Origin of the sequence: Pseudomonas trivialis (assembly GCF_001439805.1) — a bacterium.
In the GTDB taxonomy this organism is placed as follows: domain Bacteria; phylum Pseudomonadota; class Gammaproteobacteria; order Pseudomonadales; family Pseudomonadaceae; genus Aquipseudomonas; species Aquipseudomonas trivialis.
The window spans coordinates 60336-83758 of sequence record NZ_JYLK01000015.1; the positions used below are offsets into that span (position 1 = coordinate 60336).

A 23423-nucleotide genomic window follows, 5' to 3' on the forward strand; every position below is an offset into this window, starting at 1 on the left:
GTTGAGCTCCAAGCGTTGCGACAAAGTCGGTAATTGTAACGGCCAGAGGTGCCGCCTGTCAGTTGCTGACTGTGCCTGATGCGGTTTTCGGGAAATGTAGTGGCTAAGACAAACAATGCTCGGTTTTGACTCAATATGTAGTGCCAAAAATGGTGGATATTTCGGAGGGTTACGGACAAGTCGGCCGTGGCGTGCCACTGGTGGCCTTCTGGAACCCGCGTATTTCAAGGGCTGTGGCGGGGTGGTGGTTTTTTGCAAGGGGTTTTTGTTCACCCTGGCGCATTGCTCATCGTGCACTCGGACGACATAATGTAGCCCCTTTTTTCAGCCCCTACATGTGGAAGGTTCCCGTGACTCAGAAGCCCGACCAGTGTCTTGGTGAATGGATCGACCGTGAAGCACTCGCAGAAGCGATGATCCCGCTTATCGGTCAGCTGTACCGCAATAACAATGTGGTGAGCTCGATCTATGGCCGCAGCCTGATCAACCAGTCTGTCATCGCGATTCTCAAAGCCCACCGCTTTGCGCGTCACCGTTCCGCCGACGACAGCGAACTCTCCGTCCACGAAACATTCCCGCTGCTCAAGGCCATGAGCGAGCTCAAGCTCGGCGCGGCCTCGGTCGACCTCGGCAAACTGGCCTACAAATTCCGCAAGGAAGGCGCCGGCCGCAGCGCCGAGCAGTTCGTGCGTGAAGAAATGGCCGACGTGGTGGGTCAGCAAAGCGCCGCCGCCCGCAAGGGCACCGACGTGGTGCTGTACGGTTTCGGTCGGATCGGTCGCCTGCTGGCGCGCATCCTCATCGAAAAAACTGGCGGCGGCGACGGCCTGCGCCTGCGGGCCATCGTGGTGCGCAAAGGTGCCGACAACGACTTGACCAAGCGCGCCAGCCTGCTGCGTCGCGATTCGGTGCACGGTCCGTTCAACGGCACCATCGTTATCGATGAAGAAAACAGCACCATCACCGCCAACGGTAACCTGATCCAGGTGATCTACGCGAAGAACCCGTCCGAGGTGGATTACACCCAGTACGGCATCAAGGACGCCCTGCTGGTGGACAACACCGGCGTATGGCGTGACGCCGAAGGCCTGGGCCAGCACCTGGCCTGCCCGGGTATCGACCGCGTCGTCCTCACCGCGCCCGGCAAGGGCAAGCTGAAGAACATCGTGCATGGCATCAACCATGGCGAAATCACCGCTGACGACAAGATTGTCTCCGCTGCGTCCTGCACCACCAACGCCATCGTGCCGGTGCTCAAGGCTGTGAATGACAAGTTCGGCATCGTTAACGGCCACGTTGAAACCGTTCACTCGTACACCAACGACCAGAACCTGATCGACAACTTCCACAAGGGCGACCGCCGTGGCCGCAGCGCTGCGCTGAACATGGTCATCACCGAAACCGGCGCCGCCACCGCTGCAGCCAAGGCCCTGCCTGAGCTGGCCGGCAAGCTGACCGGCAACGCGATCCGCGTGCCGACGCCGAACGTGTCGATGGCCATTCTCAACCTCAACCTTGAGACGGCCGCCAGCCGTGAAGAGATGAACGAGTACCTGCGCTACATGGCGCTGCACTCGGATCTGCACAAGCAGATCGACTACGTTCACTCGCAGGAAGTGGTGTCCACCGACTTCGTGGGCTCGCGCCACGCCGGTGTGGTGGATGCCGAGGCCACCATCAGCCAGGACAACCGCGTTGTGCTGTATGTGTGGTACGACAACGAGTTCGGCTACAGCTGTCAGGTGGTGCGCGTGATGGAAGACATGGCCGGGGTTAACCCGCCGGCGTTTCCGCGCTAAGCCTGTGTTGAAATGAAAAGGCCCCGACTGGTTCGGGGCTTTTTTATGGCGGGCAATTTGTGTTGTGTGTGAGGGCCTCATCGGGAGCAAGCCCCCTCCCACATGTTGACTGCATTCACACAGTCAACATGTGGGAGGGGGCTTGCTCCCGATAGCGGCGGGGCAGTCAACATCCTCCTCAATTGAGTAACGCTCTGCGCAGGCTGTCGGACAAGCCCTTGGGCGCCAGCCAGATGCCCAGGTAGGCCTTCGCCAGCGCCTCATCGCGACTGCTGAACACCACCTTGCCATTGATCTCCAGGTTCAACCCCCGTCCCGGTCGAACATCCAGTGCATAGCGATCGCCGCTGCGGATAGTGCGAAAACTGGCGTGCAACTTGTCAAGCTCCGGTTTTAACCGGGCGCTGGCCTGCTGGCGTTCCAGCGTGGCCGTGGCCGCCTTGATCACATCATTGCGGTCAATGTCGCGAAAGTAATAGAGCTCCAGGCGCAGCGCTTTTTGCTGGTCCCAGGCTTGCCCTGCGCTCGAATCCGCTGGCGCATACAGCGCCGCCGCGTACACATCCGCCCAGAGATAATTGAGCACCGCCTGGTTTTTCAGCACCAGCCCCTCGAACTGCGGCGGGAAAGCCGCTTGCCTGAGCCGGTCGGCATCGTTGGCGTGCGCGGTGATCGACAGCATGAGCATCAAGCAGATAAAGAGTTGTCGCATAATGGCCCTTCCTGAATTCAGCGCTGATTTGGGTGCTGTAGTATGGCAAGACTGGCCTACGACGCGACCAAGGGTTAATGTGCGCGGCGGTGAGCCTTCTATAGACTGTGCCCGGTTCACACACGTGAGCCAAATTGTCCTTCATGACCGCTGGCCGCGGCATGATTTAGCCAGGCGTCCAACCGTACGCCTGGCCTGTTCTGAGGAGTACGCATGGCTGTCTACAACTACGACGTGGTGGTACTGGGTTCCGGCCCGGCTGGAGAAGGCGCGGCAATGAACGCCGCCAAAGCGGGGCGCAAGGTGGCGATGGTCGACAGCCGTCGCCAGGTCGGCGGCAACTGCACCCACCTGGGCACCATCCCGTCCAAGGCCTTGCGTCACTCGGTCCGCCAGATCATGCAATTCAACACCAACCCGATGTTCCGGGCGATTGGTGAGCCGCGCTGGTTCTCCTTCCCGGACGTGTTGAAAAGCGCCGAAAAAGTCATCGCCAAACAAGTGGCCTCGCGTACCGGCTTTTACGCCCGTAACCGCGTCGACCTGTTTTTCGGCACCGGCAGCTTCGCCGACGAGCAGACCGTCGAAGTGGTCTGCGCCAATGGCGTGGTCGAGAAGCTGGTGGCCAAGCACATCATCATCGCCACCGGTTCGCGCCCATACCGCCCGGCGGACATCGATTTCCACCACCCGCGTATCTACGATAGCGACACCATCCTGAGCCTGGGCCATACGCCGCGTAAGCTGATCATCTACGGCGCCGGCGTGATCGGCTGTGAATACGCCTCGATTTTCAGCGGCCTGGGTGTGCTGGTCGAGCTGGTGGACAACCGCGACCAGTTGCTCAGCTTCCTCGACTCGGAAATCTCCCAGGCGTTGAGCTATCACTTCAGCAACAACAACATCACCGTGCGTCACAACGAAGAGTACGAGCGGGTCGAAGGCCTGGACAATGGGGTGATCCTGCACCTCAAGTCCGGCAAGAAGATCAAGGCCGACGCCTTGCTGTGGTGCAACGGCCGTACCGGCAACACCGACAAGCTGGGCATGGAAAACATCGGGGTCAAGGTCAACAGCCGTGGCCAGATCGAAGTGGACGAGAACTACCGCACCTGCGTGACGAACATCTATGGCGCCGGCGACGTGATCGGCTGGCCGAGCCTGGCCAGTGCGGCGCACGACCAGGGTCGTTCGGCCGCCGGCAGCATTATCGACAACGGCAGCTGGCGCTATGTGAACGACGTGCCGACCGGGATTTACACGATTCCCGAGATCAGCTCGATCGGCAAGAACGAGCACGAGCTGACCAAGGCCAAGGTGCCTTACGAAGTGGGCAAGGCGTTCTTCAAGAGCATGGCGCGGGCGCAGATTGCCGGTGAGCCGCAAGGCATGCTGAAAATCCTGTTCCACCGCGAGACCCTGGAAGTGCTCGGCGTGCACTGCTTCGGCTACCAGGCCTCGGAGATCGTGCACATCGGCCAGGCCATCATGAGTCAGCCGGGTGAGCAAAATACCCTCAAGTACTTTGTGAACACCACGTTCAACTACCCGACCATGGCTGAAGCGTATCGGGTAGCCGCCTACGACGGCCTCAACCGGCTTTTTTGAGCGGCTCCGGCCGGTGGCCTGAGCCGGCCGGGGAGACCGATTTCAGTAATTCCCGAGGGTGGCAGTGGCCAAACCGGGAAAGTCTGTAATCAGGCTATCTACGCCGAAGTCGGCGAGCCTGCGCATCAGCGCAGGTTCGTTGACCGTCCACACCGACACGTGCAAACCCTGGCGCTGGGCTTTTTCCAGCCGTTCAGGGGTGCACAGCGTCCAGTTCAAGGCCAGGTACTCACAGCCGTAGTTCTGCGCGACCTTCAACGGGTCGAGCCAGGCGTACTCGGCCACCAGCCCGCGCGACAGGTCCGGGGTGAGGTCCACCGCCGCTTTCAATACCTCCCGCGAACTTGAGGTGACGGTGACCTTGTCCATCAGGCCAAAGCGCACGGCCATCTCGCGAATCGCCAGCACGGTGGTCGCGGCGCGGGTGCGTGAGGCGCTTTTGACTTCCAGTTGCCAATGATCGAAATCGCACTGTTCGAACAACTGCTCCAGGCGCGGGATCGGGCACGGCTTCACCCAGCCGGGTCCGCCTTTGCGCGCATCCATTTTCACCAGGTCCGCCGCTGAATACTCGACGACCTTGCCGCGCCGGTCGGTGGTGCGCTTGAGGGTCGGGTCGTGGATGACCATCAGCTCGCCGTCCATGGACAGGTGCAGGTCCAGTTCGCAGCGGCGTACGCCGTGCTTGAGGCATTCCTGAAAGCTGGTCAGGGTGTTTTCCGGTGCTTCGCCTTTGGCACCGCGATGGCCGTAAATCAGGGTCACAGTTGCTCCTTTGCGCCAGCGTTGCTGACGGTGTGAATACGCATTCAGAAGTCGTCGCTTTGTTCTCGCGCCAGGCGGCGTTCCTGGGCCTGTTTCTGCAGAATGTAGCGTGCCAGCAATTGGCGTTGGGCATCGGTCATGGATTCGAATTCCGTGGCCACCTCAAAGCCGTCGTCCTGTGGCGTGCACTGGGTGACTCGCGCACGCAGCAGCAGGCCGAGCGCCTGGGGCATCAGCACCAGCTTAACCGCCAGGTGCGAATCGGGTGCCACGGGGGCGGGGTGATGGAAGTCGATGCCGCCTTCGGAGATGACCACCGGCTGCGGCGCGCCGACTTCATCGAGCAGGCCGCGCGCCATGATCTGGCTGAGCAGGTCCAGACGTTTGTTCTGCACGCGCAGGAAGGCGGCGAGGGTGCGATCCTTCTCACTCAGCTGGCGCAGCAGGTGCTGGGCTTCGAATTCGCTGAGGTGCAGTTCGCTGAGCAGATTGAACAGCGGTGAATCATCCAGCAACACTTCCTTGCCCGCCGCTTCGGGGGCCGACAAGGTTTTGATTTGAAGTGCGATCATGTCGTCGATACGGTAGTATTCGCGGCGCTCTTCTTCATCTAATGTCGACATGGCGAACCCCAGTTAGCGGCAATGGTCTGAGTGTAAAGCTGCTGACCAGCCCCCGCCACCGGGACGTCTTCTTTTCCTCCGAACAAGCCCCGACATGTTCAGACCTCTCTTCGTATTTATCGGCACGCGTTATACCCGTGCAAAGCGTCGCAATCATTTTGTGTCGTTCATTTCCCTGACCTCGATGATCGGTCTCGCCCTGGGCGTGGTCGTGATGATCGTGGTGCTGTCGGTGATGAACGGCTTCGATCATGAGATGCGCACCCGCGTGCTGGGCATGGTGCCCCACGCGACCATCGAGGGCGATGCACCGATCAGCGACTGGCAAAGCCTGGCCGCCAGGGTCAAGCAGAACCCCAAGGTGCTGGCCGTAGCGCCCTTTACCCAGATGCAGGGCTTGCTGACCAACGACGGCAAGGTGCAGAAAATCCTGCTCAATGGCGTCGACCCGGCCCAGGAACGCAACGTGTCGATCATCGACAAGTTCATGTTGCAGGGCAAACTCGACGACCTGGCGCCCGGCAGCTTCGGCATCGTGATCGGCGACAAGGCGGCGGCCAAGCTCGGTGTGGGCGTCGGCGACAAGCTGACCTTCGTCGCGCCGGAAGTGACCGTGACCCCGGCCGGCATGTTCCCGCGCATGAAGCGCTTTACCGTGATCGGCACCTTCCACGTCGGCGCCGGCGAGATCGACGGTTACCTGGGCCTTACCAACCTCACCGATCTTGCGCGCCTGCATCGCTGGCAGCCGGACCAGGTGCAAGGCCTGCGCCTCAAGTTCAACGACCTGTTCGATGCACCGCGCGGCGCCTGGGAAATTGCCCAGCACCTGGGCGAGTCCGAGTACTACGCGCGCGACTGGACCCGTACCCACGGCAACCTGTATCAAGCCATCCGCATGGAAAAAGCCATGATCGGCCTGCTGTTGCTGCTGATCGTCGCCGTGGCCGCATTCAACATCATCTCCACCCTGGTGATGGTGGTGAATGACAAGAAGGGCGATATCGCGATCCTGCGTACGCTCGGCGCCACGCCGGGGCAGATCATGGCGATCTTCATGGTGCAGGGCACCGTGATCGGCGTGGTCGGCACCCTGATCGGCACGGCGGTCGGGATCCTGGCCGCACTCAATGTCAGCGCCGCGATTGCCGCGCTGGAAAAAGTGCTCGGTCACAAGTTCCTCAATGCCGACGTCTACTTCATCGACTACCTGCCGTCCCAGGTTCAGGCCCAGGACGTGTTGATGGTGGGCGGCGCCGCGTTGGTCCTGAGTTTCCTTGCCACCCTGTATCCAGCCTGGCGCGCGGCACGTACCCAGCCAGCACAGGCCTTACGTTATGAGTGAATCGGGCATGAGTGAAAAAGCAATCCTGAGCTGCCGCAACCTGGGCAAATCCTACGAGGAAGGCCCGGAGTCGGTGGTGGTGCTGTCCAACCTGCAGCTTGAGTTGCATCCGGGCGAGCGCGTGGCGATCGTCGGCAGTTCCGGCTCGGGCAAAAGTACCTTGCTCAACCTGCTGGGCGGCCTCGATACGCCGTCCAAGGGCAGCGTATGGCTGGCCGGCGAAGAACTGTCGGCCCTCGGTGAAAAGGCCCGAGGCCAGTTGCGCAACCGCTCGCTGGGCTTTGTGTACCAGTTCCACCACCTGCTGCCGGAATTCACCGCTCTGGAGAACGTGTGCATGCCGCTGCTGATCGGCAAGACCGCGATCCCCGAAGCGCGCCAGCGCGCCAAAGCGTTGCTCGAGCGCGTCGGCCTCGGCCATCGCCTGGAGCACAAGCCGGCCGAGCTGTCCGGCGGCGAGCGCCAGCGTGTGGCGATTGCCCGTGCCCTGGTCAACAACCCGGGCCTGGTGATGCTCGACGAGCCCACCGGCAACCTCGACTCCCACACGGCCCAGGGCATCAAGGACCTGATGCTGGAACTGAGCACCCAGATGCGCACCGCATTCCTGGTGGTGACCCATGACATGAGCATGGCCCGCCAGATGGATCGCGTGCTGCACCTGCAGGAAGGTCATCTGGTCGCCATCTGACCCGTTTCAGGCCCGGTGCTTCACGTGTCGGGCTTTTTCATTTTTTCAGACGGTGCCCGCTAATGTTCAGACCGTTATCGATTTTCATCGGCACGCGCTATACCCGCGCCAAGCGCCGCAACCGTTTTGTCTCGTTTATCTCGATGACCTCGATGATCGGCCTCGCCCTGGGTGTGCTGGCGATGATCGTGGTGCTCTCGGTGATGAACGGTTTCCAGCGTGAAATGAGTTCCCGCATCCTCGGCATGGTGCCCCACGCCACCATCGTCGGCGTGAAGCCGATGGACGATTGGCGGCCGGTGGCGGCGGCGGCGATGAAGAATCCTGAAGTGACCGCTGCCGTACCTTTCACCCAGATGGACGGCATGTTTTCCTACAAGGGCGCCATGCAGCCGATCGAGATCAGCGGCGTCGACCCGGCACAGGAAGGCAAGGTGTCGATCGTGGCCCAGCACATCGTGCGGGGCAAGCTGGACGACTTGAAGGCCGGCGAGTTCGGCGTGGTGATCGGTGACATCACCGCGCGGCGCTTTCGCCTGAACGTGGGCGACAAACTGACCCTGATCGTGCCGGAAATCAGTACCGCCCCCGGCGGCATCACCCCGCGCATGCAGCGCTTGAACGTGGTGGGTATCTTCAAGGTCGGTGCCGAGCTGGATGGCTCCATGGCGTTGATCCATATGGCCGACGCCGCCGAGATCCAGCATTGGCAGCCCAATCAGGTGCAAAGCGTGCGCCTGGCGGTAAAGGACTTGTATTCGGCGCCCAAGGTCTCGGCCGATATCGCCGCCAGTCTCGGTGCGGCTTATAAACCGGATGACTGGACTCACACCCAGGGCAGCCTGTTCAGTGCGATGAAAATGGAAAAGACCATGATCGGCCTGTTGCTGCTGATGATTGTCGCCGTGGCAGCGTTCAACATCATTGCCACCCTGATCATGGTGGTGAACGACAAGGGCGCGGACATTGCGATTTTGCGCACCATTGGCGCCACGCCACGGCAGATCATGGCGATCTTCATGGTGCAGGGCACGGTGATCGGGATTGTCGGCACCCTGATCGGCGGCGTGCTGGGGGTGATTGCCGCGCTCAACGTGAGCGAGCTGGTGGGTTGGCTGGAGCGGGTGAGCGGGCAGCATATCTTCAGTTCGGACGTGTATTTTGTCAGCAACCTGCCCTCAGAGCTGCAAGGTGGGGATGTGCTGCTGATCTGCACGGCGGGGTTTGTATTGAGCTTTCTGGCCACGCTGTACCCGGCGTACCGGGCGGCGAAAATCGAGCCGGCGCACGCCTTGAGATATTCCTGATTCGATTATTGTGGGAGCGTGGAAATGACCTTGCGTACATCCTTGTTATGGGCGGGGTGCCTGATGGCGTTGAGTGTCGATGCTTTGGCCGACGCGTCGCACGGCTACGCCTTTGGTCATTCGGCGGCGGCGGATAACGCCACGCGCAGTGTCGAGGTGACCCTGCAGGACATTGCGTTCGCGCCCAAGTCCGTGGATGTAAAGGCCGGCGAGACCGTGCGCTTTGTGCTGGTCAACAAAGGCCAGTTACTTCATGAATTCAACCTGGGCGACGCGGCGATGCATGCCGAGCACCAGAAGGAAATGCTGCAGATGCTGGCCAGCGGCATGCTCACGTCCACTGGCATGGCCAGGATGGATCACGCTGCCATGGGCCATGGTGCGATGAAGCACGATGACCCCAACAGCGTGCTGGTGGAACCGGGTAAAACCGCCGAGCTGACCTGGACCTTCGCCAAGGCCACCGGTCTTGAGTTCGCCTGCAACCTGCCGGGGCACTATCAGGCGGGAATGGTCGGCACGCTGACCGTTGAGTGAGGCGATGATTAAGGGCGGGCGCAAAGGCTGGTAGACTGGCGCGGTTTATTTAGCCAGGTTTCCGTCATGCATCCCGCCGCCGAACACTCACCGCTGGGCAAGTCCAGTGAATACATCAGCACCTACACCCCTTCGTTGCTGTTCCCGATTCCGCGCGCCGCCAAGTGGGCCGAGCTGGGCCTGAGCGCCGAGACCCTGCCGTACAAGGGCGTGGACTTCTGGAACTGCTTCGAACTGTCCTGGTTGTTGCCTTCGGGCAAGCCGGTGGTGGCCATCGGCGAATTCAGCATCCCGGCCGACTCGCCGAACATCATTGAATCCAAGTCTTTCAAGCTGTACCTGAACTCGCTGAACCAGACCGCGTTCGCCGACTCCCAGGACCTGCAAGCCACGCTGCACAACGACCTGAGCTTTGCCGCCGGCAAGCCGGTGAGCGTGCGTATCCGCAGCCTGGCCGAGGTCGAGGCCGAAGGCGTGATGGCGTTGCCCGGCATGTGCATTGATGGGCTGGATATCAGCGTCAGCAGCTACGAGCATCCGCGGCCGGAACTGTTGCGCTGCGACGATTCGCGCGTGGTGCAGGAGAGCGTGCACAGCCACTTGCTCAAATCCAATTGCCCGGTCACCCGCCAGCCGGACTGGGGCAGCGTGGTGGTGGACTATTGCGGCGCGGCGCTCGATCACGCCAGTCTGCTGGAATATATCGTGAGCTTTCGCCAGCATTCGGACTTTCATGAGCAGTGTGTGGAGCGGATTTTTCTCGACCTGCAGCGCTTGCTCAAACCTGAAAGGTTGACGGTGTACGCGCGCTATGTGCGCCGTGGCGGGCTGGATATCAACCCGTATCGCAGCACTGAGGAGGTGGCGTTCCAGAACGTGCGGCTGGCGCGTCAGTAGCCTGCACACAAAAACCAATGTTGGAGGGGGCAAGCCCCCTTCCACATGAAGCGTTTAGATACCGATGTTGCCCAGGGTGATCATGATGTTGCGCAAGGTCCCGGAAATAACCGGGTGATCAGCGTCGAACTCAATGGCCGCCTGATTCACGTCGTCGGAAATGCTCGGCGTCTGGGTGGCCGGCTCCAGTTCAAGTTGCGTTTCAAACCTGGCAAGCAGGGCTTCCAGCGCTTCACGTTTTTCGGCCGGCAGTGGTGGATCCTGTTCCAGTTGCTCGCGCAGAATGTTGACCTGTTCTTGCAGTTTTTCGCGGGCAGGCATGGTGTTCTTCCTTTTATCGATAGGCACTGGCATAGACCGCGGCGTGCCGCGAAAGGTCTACGGGCTGATCGGTAGATTAATCCACTGCGGCCCGCCGTGCATGCTCTCGATCAGGGCTTCTCGCCTTTGAGCCGGCGCAGGCTGATGTCGGCCAGGCAGGTGCCGAGTTCACCGAGGTGGTCGATCACCGAGTGCACACCCAGCCCGTACAGTGCCACGGTTGCCTTGCCGCGCTTTTGCTCGCGTTGCTGCTCGGTGAGCGCTTGCCACTGTTCGGGTGCCAGGCCGCACAGTGAGCCGCAGGAAGCCAGGCCGATGGTCCACAGGCCGGCGTTGAGGCCCGATTGCAGCAGACGCGGCTCGCCGCTGACCAGCACGCACCCTTCCAGGCGTTCGATGTTCAGTTCCATCAAGGCTTGCCAGCACGCATGGGGCGCGGGCCAGCGAATGGAGGAGGGCGATGTGGCCTTGATCCAGGCGGGCAGCGTAGCCGCCAGGGGCGCGGTCACCGCGGATGGCAGTTCATCCAGCCAGGCGCAGGGCACGCCTTGTTCCTTCAGGCTGCGCAGACTGTTCAGTGCGCCAGGGGTGGCTTGGGAATCGGGGGACGGCGAGTCGCTGCGGGCCTGGGAACCGAAGTCCACCAGGCAGCCACTCAGGCCAAATAGCACGGCAGTCAATGACGGGGCCGTGGCGACGGCAATCTCGGCGTGTGGCATCAGAACATCCCTGAAATAGCTCTGACGCTATCGAGCCGGCATGACAAGTAAATGACAGCGAAGCTGATTGTGAGAAAAATGCACATTTTTTGTAAGACGTTTCCAGGTAGCTGCCTAAACCGGTACTTCCGTCATATACTGACGACCAAATTCAGGGCATAGCGCCCATGACAGATCATTCAAGGAGCAAAAGCTATGCGCTGGAGCCAGTACTTCGCTCAGCTGTCGGTGTGTGCCACCGTGTTATTCGTCCCGTTTGCGGCACAGGCAGCCTCGGAAGATGATCCATGGGAGAGCGTCAACCGCCCCATCTTCACCTTCAACGATACGGTTGATACCTACGCCCTCAAGCCCATCGCCCAGGGCTATCAGTTCATCACCCCGCAATTCGTGCAGGACGGCGTGCACAACTTCTTCCGCAACATCGGCGATGTCGGCAACCTCGCCAACAACGTACTGCAGCTCAAGCCGCACAACGCTGGCGTGGACACCGCCCGTCTGTTGGTCAACACCACCTTCGGCGTGCTGGGCTTCGTCGACGTCGGCACCCGCATGGGCCTGCAGCGCAGCGATGAAGACTTCGGCCAGACCCTCGGTTATTGGGGCGTGGGCAGCGGTCCTTACGTGATGCTGCCACTGCTCGGCCCAAGCACCTTGCGTGATGCGCCGTCCAAATACGTCGACAGCTACACCTCGCCGTACCGCTACATGAATGACATCGACTGGCGCAACAGCGTCTTCGGCCTGAACCTGGTCGATACCCGCGCCAGTCTGCTCGACAGCGAGAAGCTGATCACCGGCGACAAATACACCTTTATCCGTAACGCTTACCTGCAGAACCGCGAGTTCAAGGTCAAGGATGGCAAGGTCGTCGACGACTTCTAAGTCGAGATGTTTTGAAACGAAAAAGGCGACTCAATGTCGCCTTTTTTGTGCGCGGCTGTTTAGCGCATTTTCAGGATCCTGAGCCCCAGTTGCTGTTCTTCGCCCGCCGTCTTGGCCCATACCACTTCGGTATCGGCCTCCAGGCCCTTGAGGGCGGCGTGCTCCGAATCAATGCGCACGGTCAGCTGATCGCCGACGTTGAACTGGCGAGGTGCCTGCACCTGCATGCCGGAACTGGAAAGGTCCACGCAAACCCCGGCGATTTCCTGCCCGGCGTGGATCAATGACACATCGGCATCCACTCGCATGCGGATGAAATCGCGTTTTTCAGCGTAGTCGCGCTCGTGTTCGCTCACAGGTTCCATCCTTACTTTGTGTTGTGGTGGTAGCCGTTCTTATAACTCCCGGTGATTTGCGCTGTAAAGAGGCTCGGCGACCATCGGCGTGAGCTTGAAACCCCTGACGGATGGGAGTACCGTCTGCGCCTTAGAAGGGCACCTCTGCTTTACAGTTGTGCGTGGGCAAAACGCCCGTGCTTTGTAGGACAGAGAGGCTAGAAAGCGAATCCAGTAGTGTGAGCCCGGCCATTGTCGCGCTGCCTACGCCAACCTAATTCTGGCGCCGTTTGCCCACATGCAAAAAACCAGTGCCACGCTGCTGATAATCGATGACGACGAAGTAGTGCGCGAGAGCCTCGCGGCCTATTTGGAAGACAGTGGCTTCAGCGTCCTGCAGGCCAGCAATGGCCAACAGGGTCTCCAGGTGTTCGAGCGCGACCAGCCCGACCTCGTGATCTGCGACCTGCGCATGCCCCAGATGGGCGGCCTGGAGTTGATTCGCCAGGTGACCGAGCGCGCGCCGCAGACGCCAGTGATCGTAGTGTCCGGTGCCGGCGTGATGAACGATGCCGTCGAGGCTCTGCGCCTGGGGGCTGCCGATTATCTGATCAAACCCCTGGAAGACCTGGCCGTGCTGGAGCACTCGGTGCGCCGCGCCCTTGATCGCGCGCGCCTGCTGCAGGAAAACCTGCGCTACCGCGAAAAGCTCGAAACTGCCAACCGCGAACTCGAAGCCAGCCTGAACCTGCTCCAGGAAGACCAGAACGCCGGTCGCCAGGTGCAGATGAACATGCTGCCGGTGAGCCCCTGGACCATCGACGACTTTCAGTTCGCCCACCAGATCATCCCTTCGTTGTACCTGTCGGGAGATTTTGTCGATTATTTCCGCGTGGATGAGCGCCGTGTGGCGTTCTACCTGGCCGACGTGTCCGGCCACGGTGCGTCCTCTGCATTTGTCACCGTGTTGTTGAAGTTCATGACCACACGGCTGTTGTTCGAGTCCAAGCGTAATGGCACGCTGCCGGAGTTCACCCCTTCGCAGGTGCTGGGCCACATCAACCGGGGCCTGATCAGCTGCAAGCTGGGCAAGCACGTAACGATGGTGGGCGGCGTGATCGATGAAGAAACCGGTCTTTTGACCTACAGTATTGGCGGTCACCTGCCGATGCCTGTTCTATACACTCCAGAGAGTGTGCGTTACCTGGAAGGCCGTGGTCTGCCGGTGGGCTTGTTCAATGAAGCCACCTACGAAGACCATATCCTGGAACTGCCGCCGACGTTCAGCCTCACGCTGATGTCCGACGGCATCCTGGATCTTCTTCCAGAGCCTACACTCAAAGAGAAAGAAGCCGCCTTGCCCCAAAAGGTCAAGTCGGCGGGCGGCAGCCTGGATGGCCTGCGGCAGGTTTTTGGATTGGCCACGCTGGGGGAGATGCCGGATGATATCGCCCTACTGGTGTTGAGCAGGAATCTTTGATGAGTACCGGAAGAATCCAATTCGCCGAGCAGGACGGAACCTTCGTCCTCAAATTCGTCGGTGAAGTGCGCCTGACCCTGTGTTCAGCGCTGGATGCGACGATTGAGCGGATCTTCACTGCGCTGAATTTTTCGGCGATCGTGATCGATCTGACCGAAACCCGCAGCATCGACAGCACCACCCTGGGGCTGTTGGCCAAGCTGTCCATTCTGTCGCGGCAGAAGGTCGGCCTGTTGCCCACCGTCGTCACCACCCACGACGACATCACCCGGCTGCTGCAGTCCATGGGCTTCGATCAGGTGTTCAACATCGTCGACCGCCCGATCCCGTGCCCGGAATGCCTTACCGACCTGCCGTCTCAGGACCAATCAGAGGAAATCGTGCGGGTCAAGGTGCTCGAAGCGCACAAGATCCTGATGGGGCTCAACGAGTCCAATCGCGAGGCCTTTCACGACCTCGTGAATGCTCTCGAACGCCACTGATCCCCCACTGCTGGAACACAATCAAATGTGGGAGTTCGGCTTGGGATCAGCGACCACAAAAAAGGGCGGCACCCTCACAGGTGCCGCCCTTTTTGCTGCTGCCTGCTTTTACAGCTTGGCAGTCAACAACGCCTCCAGCTTCTCCTGGTCGCGAGCGAACTGACGAATCCCCTCCGCCAGCTTCTCGGTCGCCATCGCATCCTCGTTGGACTCCCAACGGAACTGCGCTTCAGTCATGTGCACCCGCGCCTCCCCGGCGTGCCCTGGCGACAGCTTGCGCTCAAGCGTGCCTTCATCGGCCGCCAGCTTCTCCAGCAGGTCCGGGCTGATGGTCAGGCGATCACACCCGGCCAGCTCTTCGATCTGGCTCAGATTACGGAAGCTCGCACCCATCACAACGGTTTTGTAGCCGTTGGCCTTGTAGTAGTTGTAGATGCGCGTCACCGACTGCACGCCCGGGTCATCGGAACCGGTGTAGTCGTTGCCATTGGCCTTCTTGTACCAATCGTAGATACGGCCCACGAACGGCGAAATCAGGAACACCCCGGCCTCGGCGCAGGCCACGGCCTGGGCGAACGAGAACAGCAGCGTCAGGTTGGTCTGAATGCCTTCCTTTTCCAGCTGCTCGGCGGCACGGATGCCTTCCCAGGTGGAAGCGATCTTGATCAGCACGCGGTCACGGCCAACGCCGGCGTTGTCGTACAGATCGATGATACGGTGCGCACGCTTGAGCACGGCGTCGGTGTCGAACGACAGACGGGCATCCACCTCGGTGGAGATACGACCCGGCACCACCTTGAGAATCTCCTGACCCACCGCCACCGCAAAACGGTCACTGGCCAGGCCGACATCGCCGTTGCAGTCCTGCACACACTCGTCCAGCAGCTTGGCGTAGCCCGGGATCGATGCGGCCTTGAGCAGCAGGGAAGGGTTGGTGGTGGCGTCCTGCGGCTTGAGCTTGGCGAGCGTGGAAAAATCGCCGGTGTCGGCTACCACGGTGGTGAATTGCTTGAGTTGTTCCAGCTTGGAAGTCATGGGCGTGCTCTGTCCTATGGGTCTGATGACATTACCCGAGCGCCAGCAGGCGCTCAAGGGCGCAAATGCGTTCGATCGTTTGCGAGGGCAACAACCTGAAAACAGCCGTTTGAATGGCGGGCCTTACTCGGTAATTGGAGGCCGCAATCGGTGGCAGGTTCAACCCGATTACCGGATGCCACCCCGATCCCAATGTGGGAGGGGGCTTGCTCCCGATAGCGCCAGCCCAGCCACCACACATTAACGATCAACGCCCTTCCAGCAATTCCCCCGCCTGATCCAGCAACGCCAACGGATCCGCAGCCTTGTGAATATCCACCGACAACAACTGCCGAAACTTCCGAGCCCCCGGAAAACCGGTGCCCAGCCCCAATATATGCCGAGTAATGTGATGCATCGTCCCACCACTGGCCAGATGCTCAGCAATATAAGGCCGCAACTGCACCAACACCTGCGCCCGACTGATCACCGGCGCCTTGCTTCCAAACAGCCGCTGATCCACCTGCGCCAGCACATAGGGATTGTGATATGCCTCGCGGCCCAGCATCACCCCATCGAACGTCTGCAAATGCGCCTCGCATTCCTCCAGCGTCTTGATCCCGCCGTTGAGAACAATCTCCAGCTCGGGAAAGTCCTGCTTCAACTGCGCCGCCACGTCATAGCGCAATGGCGGAATGTCGCGATTCTCCTTGGGCGACAACCCCTCCAGAATCGCGATCCGCGCATGCACGGTAAAACTTGTACAGCCCGCATCTTTCACCTGCCCGACGAAATCACACAGCTGGGCGTAACTGTCCCGGCCGTTGATACCGATACGGTGCTTGACGGTCACCGGAATCGACACCGCATCACGCATCGCCTTCACACAATCGGCCACCAGCGCCGGATGCGCCATCAGGATCGCGCCGATCATGTTGTTCTGCACCCGGTCGCTGGGGCAACCGACGTTCAGGTTCACCTCATCGTAACCGGCAGCCTCGGCCATGCGCGCGCACGCGGCCAGGTCGGCGGGAACGCTGCCACCCAGTTGCAGCGCCAGAGGGTGCTCGGCTTCGTTGTGGCGCAGGAAACGCTCATGATCACCGTGAAGGATCGCGCCGGTGGTGACCATCTCGGTGTAGAGCAGGGCATGTTTGGAGAGCAGCCGCAGGAAGTAGCGGCAGTGGCGGTCGGTCCAATCCATCATCGGAGCGATGGAGAAGCGTCTGGAGAGTGGGGCAGTTTGTAGGGGCATTGGAGGGATCTGGATCATGGCGAGTGACGCGCAGTTTATCAGGGATGCATGGTGGCTGTCGGAGCGGCGTATATTGCCCGTTTCACGACAGTGCTGGGCAAGGACGCCAAGCGCCTCTGTCGCCCGAGTCGTGTTCTGACGCTGAGCGACGCCTTATCACGCATTGGAAGGATCCGAGCTAGTATTGAAAGATGCGGTCTTAAAAAGTTAGCACTTATTTCTCGCCGAAATTGTCGCGACGTTCTTGATGCCCATCATCGGTTCCCCGCCTGACCGCCAGCACGCTGCCAACCCATTTCCCTCTAGCCGTTCGGAGTGATCAGAAAACTATGATAACCATCCAGGAACTCAACGAATTCACCAGCAACCCGGAGTTGACTGGCAGCATTGCCCAGGTGTGGGAATTGATCGGCCAGCATTTCGAACAGGCCCAGGCCAGCTTGCCGCCTGAGCAGGCGATGGAGCGTCGTGAGTTGTCGTTCCATGAGCACGTACGCCTGCTGGGTTACCTGTCTCTTCTGGTGGCCGAACTGCCGGGTGACGTGGTGGAAATCGGCGTGTGGAAGGGCAAGTCGCTGATGCTGATGAACGAGGTGTGCAATGGCGGGCGGCGGGTCATCGGTATTGACCCGTTTGAGTTGCCGAACCAGTTTGAGGAGTTCAGTCACTATCAGGCGTTGATGCTGCCTGATGCGGTGGTGATTCGCGGCTTCTCGGAACTCAGTGCCGAGCGTTTCTACAATCTGGCGCCCAGGGTTGCGCTGTTGCATATCGATGGCGGCCACACCATGCGCAACGTGTTGCTGGATTTCCTGCTGTATTCGCCGAGCGTGGTGCCGGGCGGTTTTATCGTGCTGGACGATTATCGCGACTTTAAACACTCGCCTGAGGTGGGGCCTGCGGTCGATCTGCTCAGGGCTACGGGGTTCTTCAGAGACTTCAACGTGCTGGGGAGCGTGCATGGTTTTGAGAACAGCTACGTGTTACAGCGGATCTAAGCGTTTCCCAGGTCGGCGTCCTGGACGCATCCTGTCACAAGCAAAGTTTCATCATTCTCTGCAGTGTTGAGGTTTACGATTCTTTGCAAGAGAGGCCCAACGCCTCCAGCCTGCAGAGAACTCAGGAAATGACCTCAAACCTCATCAAACTTTTGCTGATCAGCGGCACATTGCTATTGAGCGCCTGCTCCTCGGGCGGGAACGTCGGCAGCGACCCATGCTTCTCGGGCGGATGCCAGGCGTTTGGCGACCATAGCCCGAGTAAAGCCGCCAAAATGAGTTTTGGCGGCAGCGGGCTGGGTAGCAGTTATGGAGAGTATGGTTCGGGGTTGTTGCATGATGACTGAGGGAGCAGGGTGGGGCAGTCAAAGGTGTGGTGACTGACCCATTGCTATCGGGAGCAAGCCCCCTCCCACATGGGAGCTGTGCAGGTTGGCGAGTTAGTGCCCGCCTTTCATGCGTCGGGCGATGAGGTAAAGACCCAGGCCGAGCAGTGCGGTCGCCGCGCCGATGTAGCCGGTGCTGGTCCAGCCAAATCCCGCTGTAATCGCCATTCCCCCAAACCAAGGCCCCAGCGCGTTCGCCAGGTTGAACGCCGCGTGGTTGGACGCGGCCGCCAGGCTTGGGGCTTCGTGGGCGATGTCCATCAGGCGGATCTGCAACGGTGCCGCCAGCGACACCATGGTGCCGACCAAGCCCATGCTCAGCAGCACGCCCCACAGCGACGATGCGGCGAACGGGAAGAACAGCAGCACGGCAATCGACCACACCAATATCAGCCCCACCGCGCGAAACTGCATGCGGTCAAACAGTTTGCCGCCTGCGATGTTGCCGATAATCCCGCCGACACCAAACGCCGCGAGGCCAAAGGGAATCCACTGTGGCGACACCTTGGTCACTTCCAGCAGGGTCGGCGCCAGGTAGCTGAATACGCAGAACATGCCGGCAAAGCCAATCGCACCGATGGACAGGGCCATCCACACCTGGGGTTTGGTGAAGGCGCGCATTTCCTTGCGCGGGTCGCTGCGTTCTTCGTCGTGGCGGTGGGGCACGAATTGCCAGACCAGCGCGATGGTGCACAGGGCGATCATGCTGACCAGGGCGAAGGCCGAGCGCCAGCCCAGGTGTTGGCCGAGGAAGGTGGCGATGGGGTTGCCCAGCAGCATGGCGAGGGTCAGGCCCATCATCACGCGGGCGACGGCGCCGGCGCGTTTATCCGAGGGCACCATGCTCGAGGCGACCACAGCGGCGATGCCGAAGTAGGCGCCGTGCGGCAGGCCGCTGATGAAACGGAAGGCCACCAGTGAGCTGAAGCTCGGGGTGAAGGCGGTGGCGAGGTTGCCCAAGGCGTAAAGCGCCATCAATAACAGCAGCATATGTTTGCGCAGCAGTTTGGCACCGAGGATTGCCAGCAACGGGGCGCCGACCATCACACCCAGGGCGTAGGCGCTGATGGCGTGGCCGACCTGGGGTTCGCTCAGGTTGAGGTTTTGGGCGATGTCGGGCATGAGGCCCATGATGGCGAATTCGCCGGTGCCGATTGCGAAAGCGCCCACGGCCATGGCCGCTTCCATTTTGGCGGCACTGCGCGCGGGCAGCAGGTGCCCGGGTGTTTGCTGGATAGACATGGATGGCTCTGTTTGAATGGGTGCACGAAAGACAGTCGTCGATGCTACGCACGCGACGGTGAAGGTGTCTAGAACAGCCGCTTGTCCGAGAGTTCCAGGCCTGTGACCTCAGGTCGCGCCTGCCAGCCTTGACACTGGCGCAATAAAAGCCGCGATTTAATGCTGTCAATTGGCCAAACAACCCATAGACGCTGTTTGGCATGATATTCTGCGCGCCGTTCTGGACAGGTCTTTCCCGGGTGCGTACATCCGTATACGTCCCGGCGGTGGGCTGTCGCCCAGGTAGCTGAAGCCAATAATGATAAAAAGTCAGCGCAGAAGGGACAAAAGTGAGGTCGATACGTCGGCCTTGTGTGCCCACCCTACGGCCTGAAGAGTCAGGGGCGGGGCGGATGGCGTTTTATCATAGGTGCTACTGATGTTTAAGAAAGTAAACACTGCCTTGCTGGGGCTGGCGTTGTCGATGGGGATCACGTCCGTTCAAGCGCAAGAGGCAAAGAAAGTCGATGTGCTGCTGATCGGCGGCGGCATCATGAGTGCCACCCTGGGTGTGTGGCTCAACGAGCTGCAGCCGGACTGGTCGATGGAGATGGTCGAGCGCCTCGATGGCGTGGCCGAAGAAAGCTCCAATGGCTGGAACAACGCCGGTACCGGTCACTCGGCCCTGGCTGAGCTGAACTACACCCCGGAAGACAAGAACGGCAACGTTGAGATCCCGAAAGCGGTCGAGATCAACGAAGCGTTCCAGATCTCCCGTCAGTTCTGGTCCTGGCAGGTCCAGCAGGGCGTGCTGAAGAACCCGCGTTCGTTCATCAACTCCACACCGCACATGAGCTTTGTGTGGGGCGATGACAACATCAAGTTCCTGAAAAAACGTTACGAAGCCCTGAAAGCGAGCCCGCTGTTCGCCGGCATGCAGTACTCCGAAGACCCGGCGCAGATCGCCAAGTGGGTTCCGCTGATGATGCAAGGGCGTGACCCGAGCCAGAAAATCGCGGCCACCTGGACTCCGATCGGCACCGACGTGAACTTCGGCGAAATCACCCGCCAGTTCGTTGCCCACCTGCAAACCACGCCGAAGTTCGACCTGAAACTGTCGAGCGAAGTGCAGGACATCACCAAGAACGCCGACGGCTCGTGGCGTGTGAGCTACAAAAACCTGAAAGACGGCACCAAGACCGAAACCGACGCCAAGTTTGTGTTCATCGGCGCGGGCGGCGGTGCACTGCACCTGCTGCAGAAGTCGGGCATTCCTGAAGCCAAGGAATATGCAGGCTTCCCGGTTGGCGGCTCGTTCCTGGTGACCGATAACCCGGCCATCGCTGAACAGCACATGGCCAAGGCTTACGGTAAAGCCTCGGTTGGCGCACCGCCGATGTCGGTTCCGCACCTGGACACCCGCGTGCTGGACGGCAAGCGCGTGATCCTGTTTGGCCCATTCGCGACCTTCTCCACCAAGTTCCTGAAGGAAGGTTCGTACCTGGACCTGCTGACCAGCACCACCACCCACAACATCTGGCCCATGACCAAAGTCGGTATTCGTGAATACCCGCTGGTCGAGTACCTTGCCGGCCAACTGATGCTGTCGGACGACGACCGCTTCAAGGCGCTGCAGGAATACTTCCCGAACGCCAAGCAGTCCGACTGGCGCCTGTGGCAAGCCGGCCAGCGCGTGCAGATCATCAAGCGTGACGAAGAGCAGGGCGGCGTCCTGAAACTCGGTACCGAAGTGGTCAGCTCCGCCGACAACACCATCGCAGGCCTGCTGGGTGCATCGCCAGGCGCGTCCACCGCGGCTCCGATCATGCTGACCGTGCTGCAGAAAGTGTTCAAGGACAAGGTGGCGACCCCTGAGTGGCAGGCCAAGCTGCACCAGATCGTACCGAGCTACGGCACCAAGCTGAACGACAGCCCGGAAGCGGTTGCCAAGGAATGGGCCTACACCGCCGGTGTCCTGCAATTGACGCCACCGCCTGCGATCCCGCAAATGGCGGCGCCAAAGGCCACCGAGGCTGCCAAGCCTGCGGCTGAGCCGAGCAAGCCGGCGTCCGACCTGGCGCTGTAAGCTGCTCAGCAACACGCATCGCTGAAGAAAAAGCCCGCTGAACCGGTGACGGTCAGCGGGCTTTTTTGTGGGCGACGTTCACACCTTGAAATGCCTGACCTGCTCATGCAGGTGCAAGGCCAGGGCATTGCCGGTGTCGCACAGCAGATAGAGGTGCTGCGGCGCGAGTGCGGGCAGGTCTGGCATCTGCATCAGCCCATCGCCCATGCGACTGGCCTCCATCAAGCCCACGGCCACGCCACTGCGTACACAGGCCTCGACCGCCGATGAGTTGGGGCTTTCCAGCAGCAGTCGATGGTAAACCCCGTGGTCCTTAAGGGCCTGCAAGGCGGCCGCGCGATAAGGGCAACCGGCGATGGGCACGGTCACGGGCAGCGGCGCGTTGGGCGGGCAACTGAAGTGCTGGGCGGCAACCCACAATGGCTGAACGTCGCCGAGCCGTTCACCCTGCGCCAGGGGCTGGGCGCTGACGGTGATCGCCAGGTCCAGTTGATTGGCCATGAACAGATTCAGCAGCTCGCCACTTGTGCGTGCCTCGATTTCCAGTTCGAGCAAGGGGTTGTCGGCGATCAAGCGCGGCAGGAATGCCTGGATGAATGCGCTGGCATAGGTGTCCGGCACACCCAGGCGTATCTTGCCCTGCATGCGCTGTGGCATCAGCGAGATCAGCAGGCGGTCATGGCTCTTGAGAAACTCGGTGGTGTCGCCCAGCAGTTTCGTGCCGTACAGCGTGAGCTCCACGCCCTGATTGCTGCGACTGAACAGGCGCTGGCCCACCTGATCCTCCAGCTTCTGAATCTGCGTGGTCACGGTCGAGGCACTGCGGTGCACATGTTCGGCCGCCTCGTTGAAGCGCCGAAAACGTGCCACAGCGTGAAAAGTGCGCAGCAGCTCAATATTCAGTTGTCTGGGCATGATTCGTCTTTTGCGGATTAGTTGTGCAGTTAATTTCAATATACACAATCATCAGCGGCTCATAGCCTTGGCGTCAATGCACAGATGCTGGAGGCTATATGAAACGCTCACCCTTGGGCCTGCTGTTGTTACAAAGTGCGTTTGTCCTGTCGTGGAGTTCAGGCTATATCGGCGCCAAGCTGGGCACACAGGGCGGCGGGGCGTTCAACCTGCTGTTCTGGCGCTTCTTGCTGGTGTCGGTGTGCCTGGGGTTGTTTCTGAATGTCAGGTTGATGCAGGTGTCCTGGGCGCAGATTCGCCATTACGCGGTGATCGGTTTCCTCTCCCAGTTTGCTTACCTGAGCTGCCTCTACGTTGCCATCCAGAACGGCTTGCCCCCTGGCATTGCGGCCATCATCGCCGCGCTGCAGCCGCTGATGACGGCGGCACTGTCCACCGGCAGCGATACCGAGCGCAGCGGCGGCTGGCAGTGGGCAGGGCTGTTGATCAGTTTTGTCGGCGTGGCGATCGTGATCGCCGGGCAGTACGGCCAGAGTGGACAAGGCGTTGGTTTGGTCATGTATCTGCTGCCATTGGCGGCGGCACTGGGGCTGACACTGGCCACACTCTATGAGCGCCGTTCGCTGCAAAAAAACGACGCGGGCCTGGTGTTGCCGCTGTTTATCCAATCGCTGCTGACTTTGATCGGTTTCACTGGCGCAGTGCTCTACACGGACACCCTGAGCATTCCCAGCGACCCGAATGTGCTGATCTCGATTGTCTGGCTGACGGTGTTCTCCACCTTTATCGCTTACCTGAGCTTGTGGATGCTGTTGCGTGTGATGACCGCAACCCGTGTGGCGGCGCTGGTCTATCTGGAACCACCGGTGACGCTGGTGTGGGCGGCGTTGATGTTTGGCGATGTGATTTATGGGGCGACCTATGCGGGCATGGCCGTGGTAGTCGCGGGTTTACTGCTGGTGCGTGTGAAACGACCGGCAGTCGCATGCACCTCGTAAGGCGTGCAGGTTCAGCAAGCTGACAGACACATCCTGTTAAAAAA

24 protein-coding genes are annotated in these 23423 nt (G+C 60.6%); 14 read left to right on the plus strand and 10 right to left on the minus strand.

Annotation, left to right across the window (positions count from 1 at the left end):
• Positions 1 to 335: 335 nt before the first annotated feature.
• A complete protein-coding gene (locus tag TU79_RS19715) occupies positions 336 to 1799 on the plus strand; it encodes a glyceraldehyde-3-phosphate dehydrogenase (RefSeq protein ID WP_057009569.1) in 1464 nt (487 codons plus the stop codon).
• Positions 1800 to 1977: 178 nt separating this feature from the next.
• On the opposite strand, the gene TU79_RS19720 is transcribed toward TU79_RS19715, so the two are convergent.
• On the minus strand, positions 1978 to 2511 hold the full coding sequence (locus tag TU79_RS19720; RefSeq protein ID WP_057009570.1) for a chalcone isomerase family protein: 534 nt from the start codon (positions 2509 to 2511) through the stop codon (positions 1978 to 1980).
• 213 nt (positions 2512 to 2724) lie between these two features.
• Here TU79_RS19720 and sthA point away from each other — a divergent pair, with 213 nt between their 5' ends.
• Positions 2725 to 4119: a Si-specific NAD(P)(+) transhydrogenase gene (gene sthA / locus TU79_RS19725; RefSeq protein ID WP_057009571.1), complete on the plus strand. Its 1395-nt coding sequence runs from the start codon at positions 2725 to 2727 to the stop codon at positions 4117 to 4119.
• Between the two features lie 42 nt (positions 4120 to 4161).
• Here the strand turns inward: sthA and TU79_RS19730 are convergent, their stop codons facing one another.
• On the minus strand, positions 4162 to 4884 hold the full coding sequence (locus TU79_RS19730; RefSeq protein ID WP_057009572.1) for a glycerophosphodiester phosphodiesterase: 723 nt from the start codon (positions 4882 to 4884) through the stop codon (positions 4162 to 4164).
• 44 nt (positions 4885 to 4928) lie between these two features.
• Positions 4929 to 5507 (minus strand): PilZ domain-containing protein, encoded by a 579-nt coding sequence (locus TU79_RS19735; RefSeq protein ID WP_057009573.1) that lies wholly within the window; start codon positions 5505 to 5507, stop codon positions 4929 to 4931.
• A 94-nt stretch (positions 5508 to 5601) separates the two neighbouring features.
• Between TU79_RS19735 and TU79_RS19740 the strand changes: the two genes are divergently transcribed.
• The 5 genes from TU79_RS19740 (at position 5602) to queF (ending at position 10284) form a co-directional block, all read left to right on the plus strand.
• Complete coding sequence (locus TU79_RS19740) at positions 5602 to 6852, plus strand: lipoprotein-releasing ABC transporter permease subunit (protein WP_057009574.1); 1251 nt, start codon at positions 5602 to 5604, stop codon at positions 6850 to 6852.
• A 7-nt stretch (positions 6853 to 6859) separates the two neighbouring features.
• Positions 6860 to 7543: a lipoprotein-releasing ABC transporter ATP-binding protein LolD gene (gene lolD / locus TU79_RS19745; RefSeq protein WP_167325114.1), complete on the plus strand. Its 684-nt coding sequence runs from the start codon at positions 6860 to 6862 to the stop codon at positions 7541 to 7543.
• Positions 7544 to 7605: 62 nt separating this feature from the next.
• On the plus strand, positions 7606 to 8850 hold the full coding sequence (locus TU79_RS19750; protein ID WP_057009575.1) for a lipoprotein-releasing ABC transporter permease subunit: 1245 nt from the start codon (positions 7606 to 7608) through the stop codon (positions 8848 to 8850).
• Between the two features lie 24 nt (positions 8851 to 8874).
• Positions 8875 to 9387, plus strand: coding sequence for a copper-resistant cuproprotein CopI (copI, locus tag TU79_RS19755; protein ID WP_057009576.1), 513 nt, complete (start codon positions 8875 to 8877; stop codon positions 9385 to 9387).
• Positions 9388 to 9453: 66 nt separating this feature from the next.
• Positions 9454 to 10284 (plus strand): NADPH-dependent 7-cyano-7-deazaguanine reductase QueF, encoded by an 831-nt coding sequence (queF, locus tag TU79_RS19760; protein ID WP_057009577.1) that lies wholly within the window; start codon positions 9454 to 9456, stop codon positions 10282 to 10284.
• Positions 10285 to 10338: 54 nt separating this feature from the next.
• On the opposite strand, the gene TU79_RS19765 is transcribed toward queF, so the two are convergent.
• Entirely contained in the window at positions 10339 to 10605 is a 267-nt protein-coding gene (locus TU79_RS19765) for a DUF4404 family protein (protein ID WP_057009578.1), read from the minus strand.
• A 110-nt stretch (positions 10606 to 10715) separates the two neighbouring features.
• The gene (pcrP, locus tag TU79_RS19770) at positions 10716 to 11324 is read right to left on the minus strand and encodes an HAD superfamily inactivated hydrolase PcrP (protein WP_057009579.1); all 609 of its coding nucleotides are present in this window, start codon (positions 11322 to 11324) and stop codon (positions 10716 to 10718) included.
• A gap of 195 nt (positions 11325 to 11519) precedes the next feature.
• Between pcrP and TU79_RS19775 the strand changes: the two genes are divergently transcribed.
• Entirely contained in the window at positions 11520 to 12209 is a 690-nt protein-coding gene (locus TU79_RS19775) for an MlaA family lipoprotein (RefSeq protein ID WP_057009580.1), read from the plus strand.
• A gap of 59 nt (positions 12210 to 12268) precedes the next feature.
• On the opposite strand, the gene TU79_RS19780 is transcribed toward TU79_RS19775, so the two are convergent.
• Positions 12269 to 12565 carry a PilZ domain-containing protein gene (locus TU79_RS19780; protein WP_057009581.1) on the minus strand — a complete coding sequence of 99 codons (297 nt, stop codon included), beginning with the start codon at positions 12563 to 12565 and terminating at the stop codon, positions 12269 to 12271.
• Positions 12566 to 12842: 277 nt separating this feature from the next.
• On the opposite strand from TU79_RS19780, the gene rssB reads away from it, so the two are divergent.
• Complete coding sequence (gene rssB / locus TU79_RS19785; RefSeq protein ID WP_057009582.1) at positions 12843 to 14024, plus strand: two-component system response regulator RssB; 1182 nt, start codon at positions 12843 to 12845, stop codon at positions 14022 to 14024.
• Positions 14024 to 14506 carry an anti-sigma factor antagonist RssC gene (gene rssC, locus TU79_RS19790; RefSeq protein WP_003235194.1) on the plus strand — a complete coding sequence of 161 codons (483 nt, stop codon included), beginning with the start codon at positions 14024 to 14026 and terminating at the stop codon, positions 14504 to 14506. The genes rssB and rssC overlap by 1 nt, the downstream gene beginning before the upstream one ends.
• Positions 14507 to 14614: 108 nt before the next feature.
• Here rssC and tal read toward each other — a convergent pair whose 3' ends face one another.
• Together tal and dusA are read right to left on the minus strand one after the other, a co-directional pair.
• Positions 14615 to 15541: a transaldolase gene (gene tal, locus TU79_RS19795; RefSeq protein WP_057009583.1), complete on the minus strand. Its 927-nt coding sequence runs from the start codon at positions 15539 to 15541 to the stop codon at positions 14615 to 14617.
• Between the two features lie 247 nt (positions 15542 to 15788).
• Complete coding sequence (dusA, locus tag TU79_RS19800) at positions 15789 to 16775, minus strand: tRNA dihydrouridine(20/20a) synthase DusA (RefSeq protein WP_139136824.1); 987 nt, start codon at positions 16773 to 16775, stop codon at positions 15789 to 15791.
• A gap of 329 nt (positions 16776 to 17104) precedes the next feature.
• On the opposite strand from dusA, the gene TU79_RS19805 reads away from it, so the two are divergent.
• Positions 17105 to 17773: a class I SAM-dependent methyltransferase gene (locus TU79_RS19805; RefSeq protein ID WP_057009585.1), complete on the plus strand. Its 669-nt coding sequence runs from the start codon at positions 17105 to 17107 to the stop codon at positions 17771 to 17773.
• A 128-nt stretch (positions 17774 to 17901) separates the two neighbouring features.
• Positions 17902 to 18120, plus strand: a complete 219-nt coding sequence (locus tag TU79_RS19810) for a hypothetical protein (protein WP_057009586.1) — start codon at positions 17902 to 17904, stop codon at positions 18118 to 18120.
• Between the two features lie 93 nt (positions 18121 to 18213).
• On the opposite strand, the gene TU79_RS19815 is transcribed toward TU79_RS19810, so the two are convergent.
• Positions 18214 to 19401 carry an MFS transporter gene (locus TU79_RS19815; RefSeq protein ID WP_057009587.1) on the minus strand — a complete coding sequence of 396 codons (1188 nt, stop codon included), beginning with the start codon at positions 19399 to 19401 and terminating at the stop codon, positions 18214 to 18216.
• A gap of 418 nt (positions 19402 to 19819) precedes the next feature.
• Between TU79_RS19815 and mqo the strand changes: the two genes are divergently transcribed.
• Positions 19820 to 21466: a malate dehydrogenase (quinone) gene (gene mqo, locus TU79_RS19820; protein ID WP_057009588.1), complete on the plus strand. Its 1647-nt coding sequence runs from the start codon at positions 19820 to 19822 to the stop codon at positions 21464 to 21466.
• A 78-nt stretch (positions 21467 to 21544) separates the two neighbouring features.
• On the opposite strand, the gene TU79_RS19825 is transcribed toward mqo, so the two are convergent.
• A complete protein-coding gene (locus TU79_RS19825) occupies positions 21545 to 22381 on the minus strand; it encodes a LysR substrate-binding domain-containing protein (RefSeq protein ID WP_057009589.1) in 837 nt (278 codons plus the stop codon).
• A gap of 98 nt (positions 22382 to 22479) precedes the next feature.
• On the opposite strand from TU79_RS19825, the gene TU79_RS19830 reads away from it, so the two are divergent.
• On the plus strand, positions 22480 to 23379 hold the full coding sequence (locus TU79_RS19830) for a DMT family transporter (protein WP_057009590.1): 900 nt from the start codon (positions 22480 to 22482) through the stop codon (positions 23377 to 23379).
• Positions 23380 to 23423: the final 44 nt, after the last annotated feature.

Coding starts and splice junctions, on each gene's coding strand:
- TU79_RS19750 (WP_057009575.1), top strand. CDS start 7,606: ATGTTCAGACCGTTATCGATTTTCATCGGCACGCGCTATACCCGCGCC.
- TU79_RS19825 (WP_057009589.1), bottom strand. CDS start 22,381: ATGCCCAGACAACTGAATATTGAGCTGCTGCGCACTTTTCACGCTGTG.
- dusA (WP_139136824.1), bottom strand. CDS start 16,775: ATGCCCCTACAAACTGCCCCACTCTCCAGACGCTTCTCCATCGCTCCG.
- copI (WP_057009576.1), top strand. CDS start 8,875: ATGACCTTGCGTACATCCTTGTTATGGGCGGGGTGCCTGATGGCGTTG.
- queF (WP_057009577.1), top strand. CDS start 9,454: ATGCATCCCGCCGCCGAACACTCACCGCTGGGCAAGTCCAGTGAATAC.
- TU79_RS19740 (WP_057009574.1), top strand. CDS start 5,602: ATGTTCAGACCTCTCTTCGTATTTATCGGCACGCGTTATACCCGTGCA.
- TU79_RS19775 (WP_057009580.1), top strand. CDS start 11,520: ATGCGCTGGAGCCAGTACTTCGCTCAGCTGTCGGTGTGTGCCACCGTG.
- TU79_RS19735 (WP_057009573.1), bottom strand. CDS start 5,507: ATGTCGACATTAGATGAAGAAGAGCGCCGCGAATACTACCGTATCGAC.
- TU79_RS19765 (WP_057009578.1), bottom strand. CDS start 10,605: ATGCCTGCCCGCGAAAAACTGCAAGAACAGGTCAACATTCTGCGCGAG.
- TU79_RS19830 (WP_057009590.1), top strand. CDS start 22,480: ATGAAACGCTCACCCTTGGGCCTGCTGTTGTTACAAAGTGCGTTTGTC.
- pcrP (WP_057009579.1), bottom strand. CDS start 11,324: ATGCCACACGCCGAGATTGCCGTCGCCACGGCCCCGTCATTGACTGCC.
- mqo (WP_057009588.1), top strand. CDS start 19,820: ATGTTTAAGAAAGTAAACACTGCCTTGCTGGGGCTGGCGTTGTCGATG.
- TU79_RS19805 (WP_057009585.1), top strand. CDS start 17,105: ATGATAACCATCCAGGAACTCAACGAATTCACCAGCAACCCGGAGTTG.
- rssB (WP_057009582.1), top strand. CDS start 12,843: ATGCAAAAAACCAGTGCCACGCTGCTGATAATCGATGACGACGAAGTA.
- TU79_RS19720 (WP_057009570.1), bottom strand. CDS start 2,511: ATGCGACAACTCTTTATCTGCTTGATGCTCATGCTGTCGATCACCGCG.
- TU79_RS19815 (WP_057009587.1), bottom strand. CDS start 19,401: ATGTCTATCCAGCAAACACCCGGGCACCTGCTGCCCGCGCGCAGTGCC.
- TU79_RS19810 (WP_057009586.1), top strand. CDS start 17,902: ATGACCTCAAACCTCATCAAACTTTTGCTGATCAGCGGCACATTGCTA.
- lolD (WP_167325114.1), top strand. CDS start 6,860: ATGAGTGAAAAAGCAATCCTGAGCTGCCGCAACCTGGGCAAATCCTAC.
- rssC (WP_003235194.1), top strand. CDS start 14,024: ATGAGTACCGGAAGAATCCAATTCGCCGAGCAGGACGGAACCTTCGTC.
- TU79_RS19715 (WP_057009569.1), top strand. CDS start 336: ATGTGGAAGGTTCCCGTGACTCAGAAGCCCGACCAGTGTCTTGGTGAA.
- tal (WP_057009583.1), bottom strand. CDS start 15,541: ATGACTTCCAAGCTGGAACAACTCAAGCAATTCACCACCGTGGTAGCC.
- sthA (WP_057009571.1), top strand. CDS start 2,725: ATGGCTGTCTACAACTACGACGTGGTGGTACTGGGTTCCGGCCCGGCT.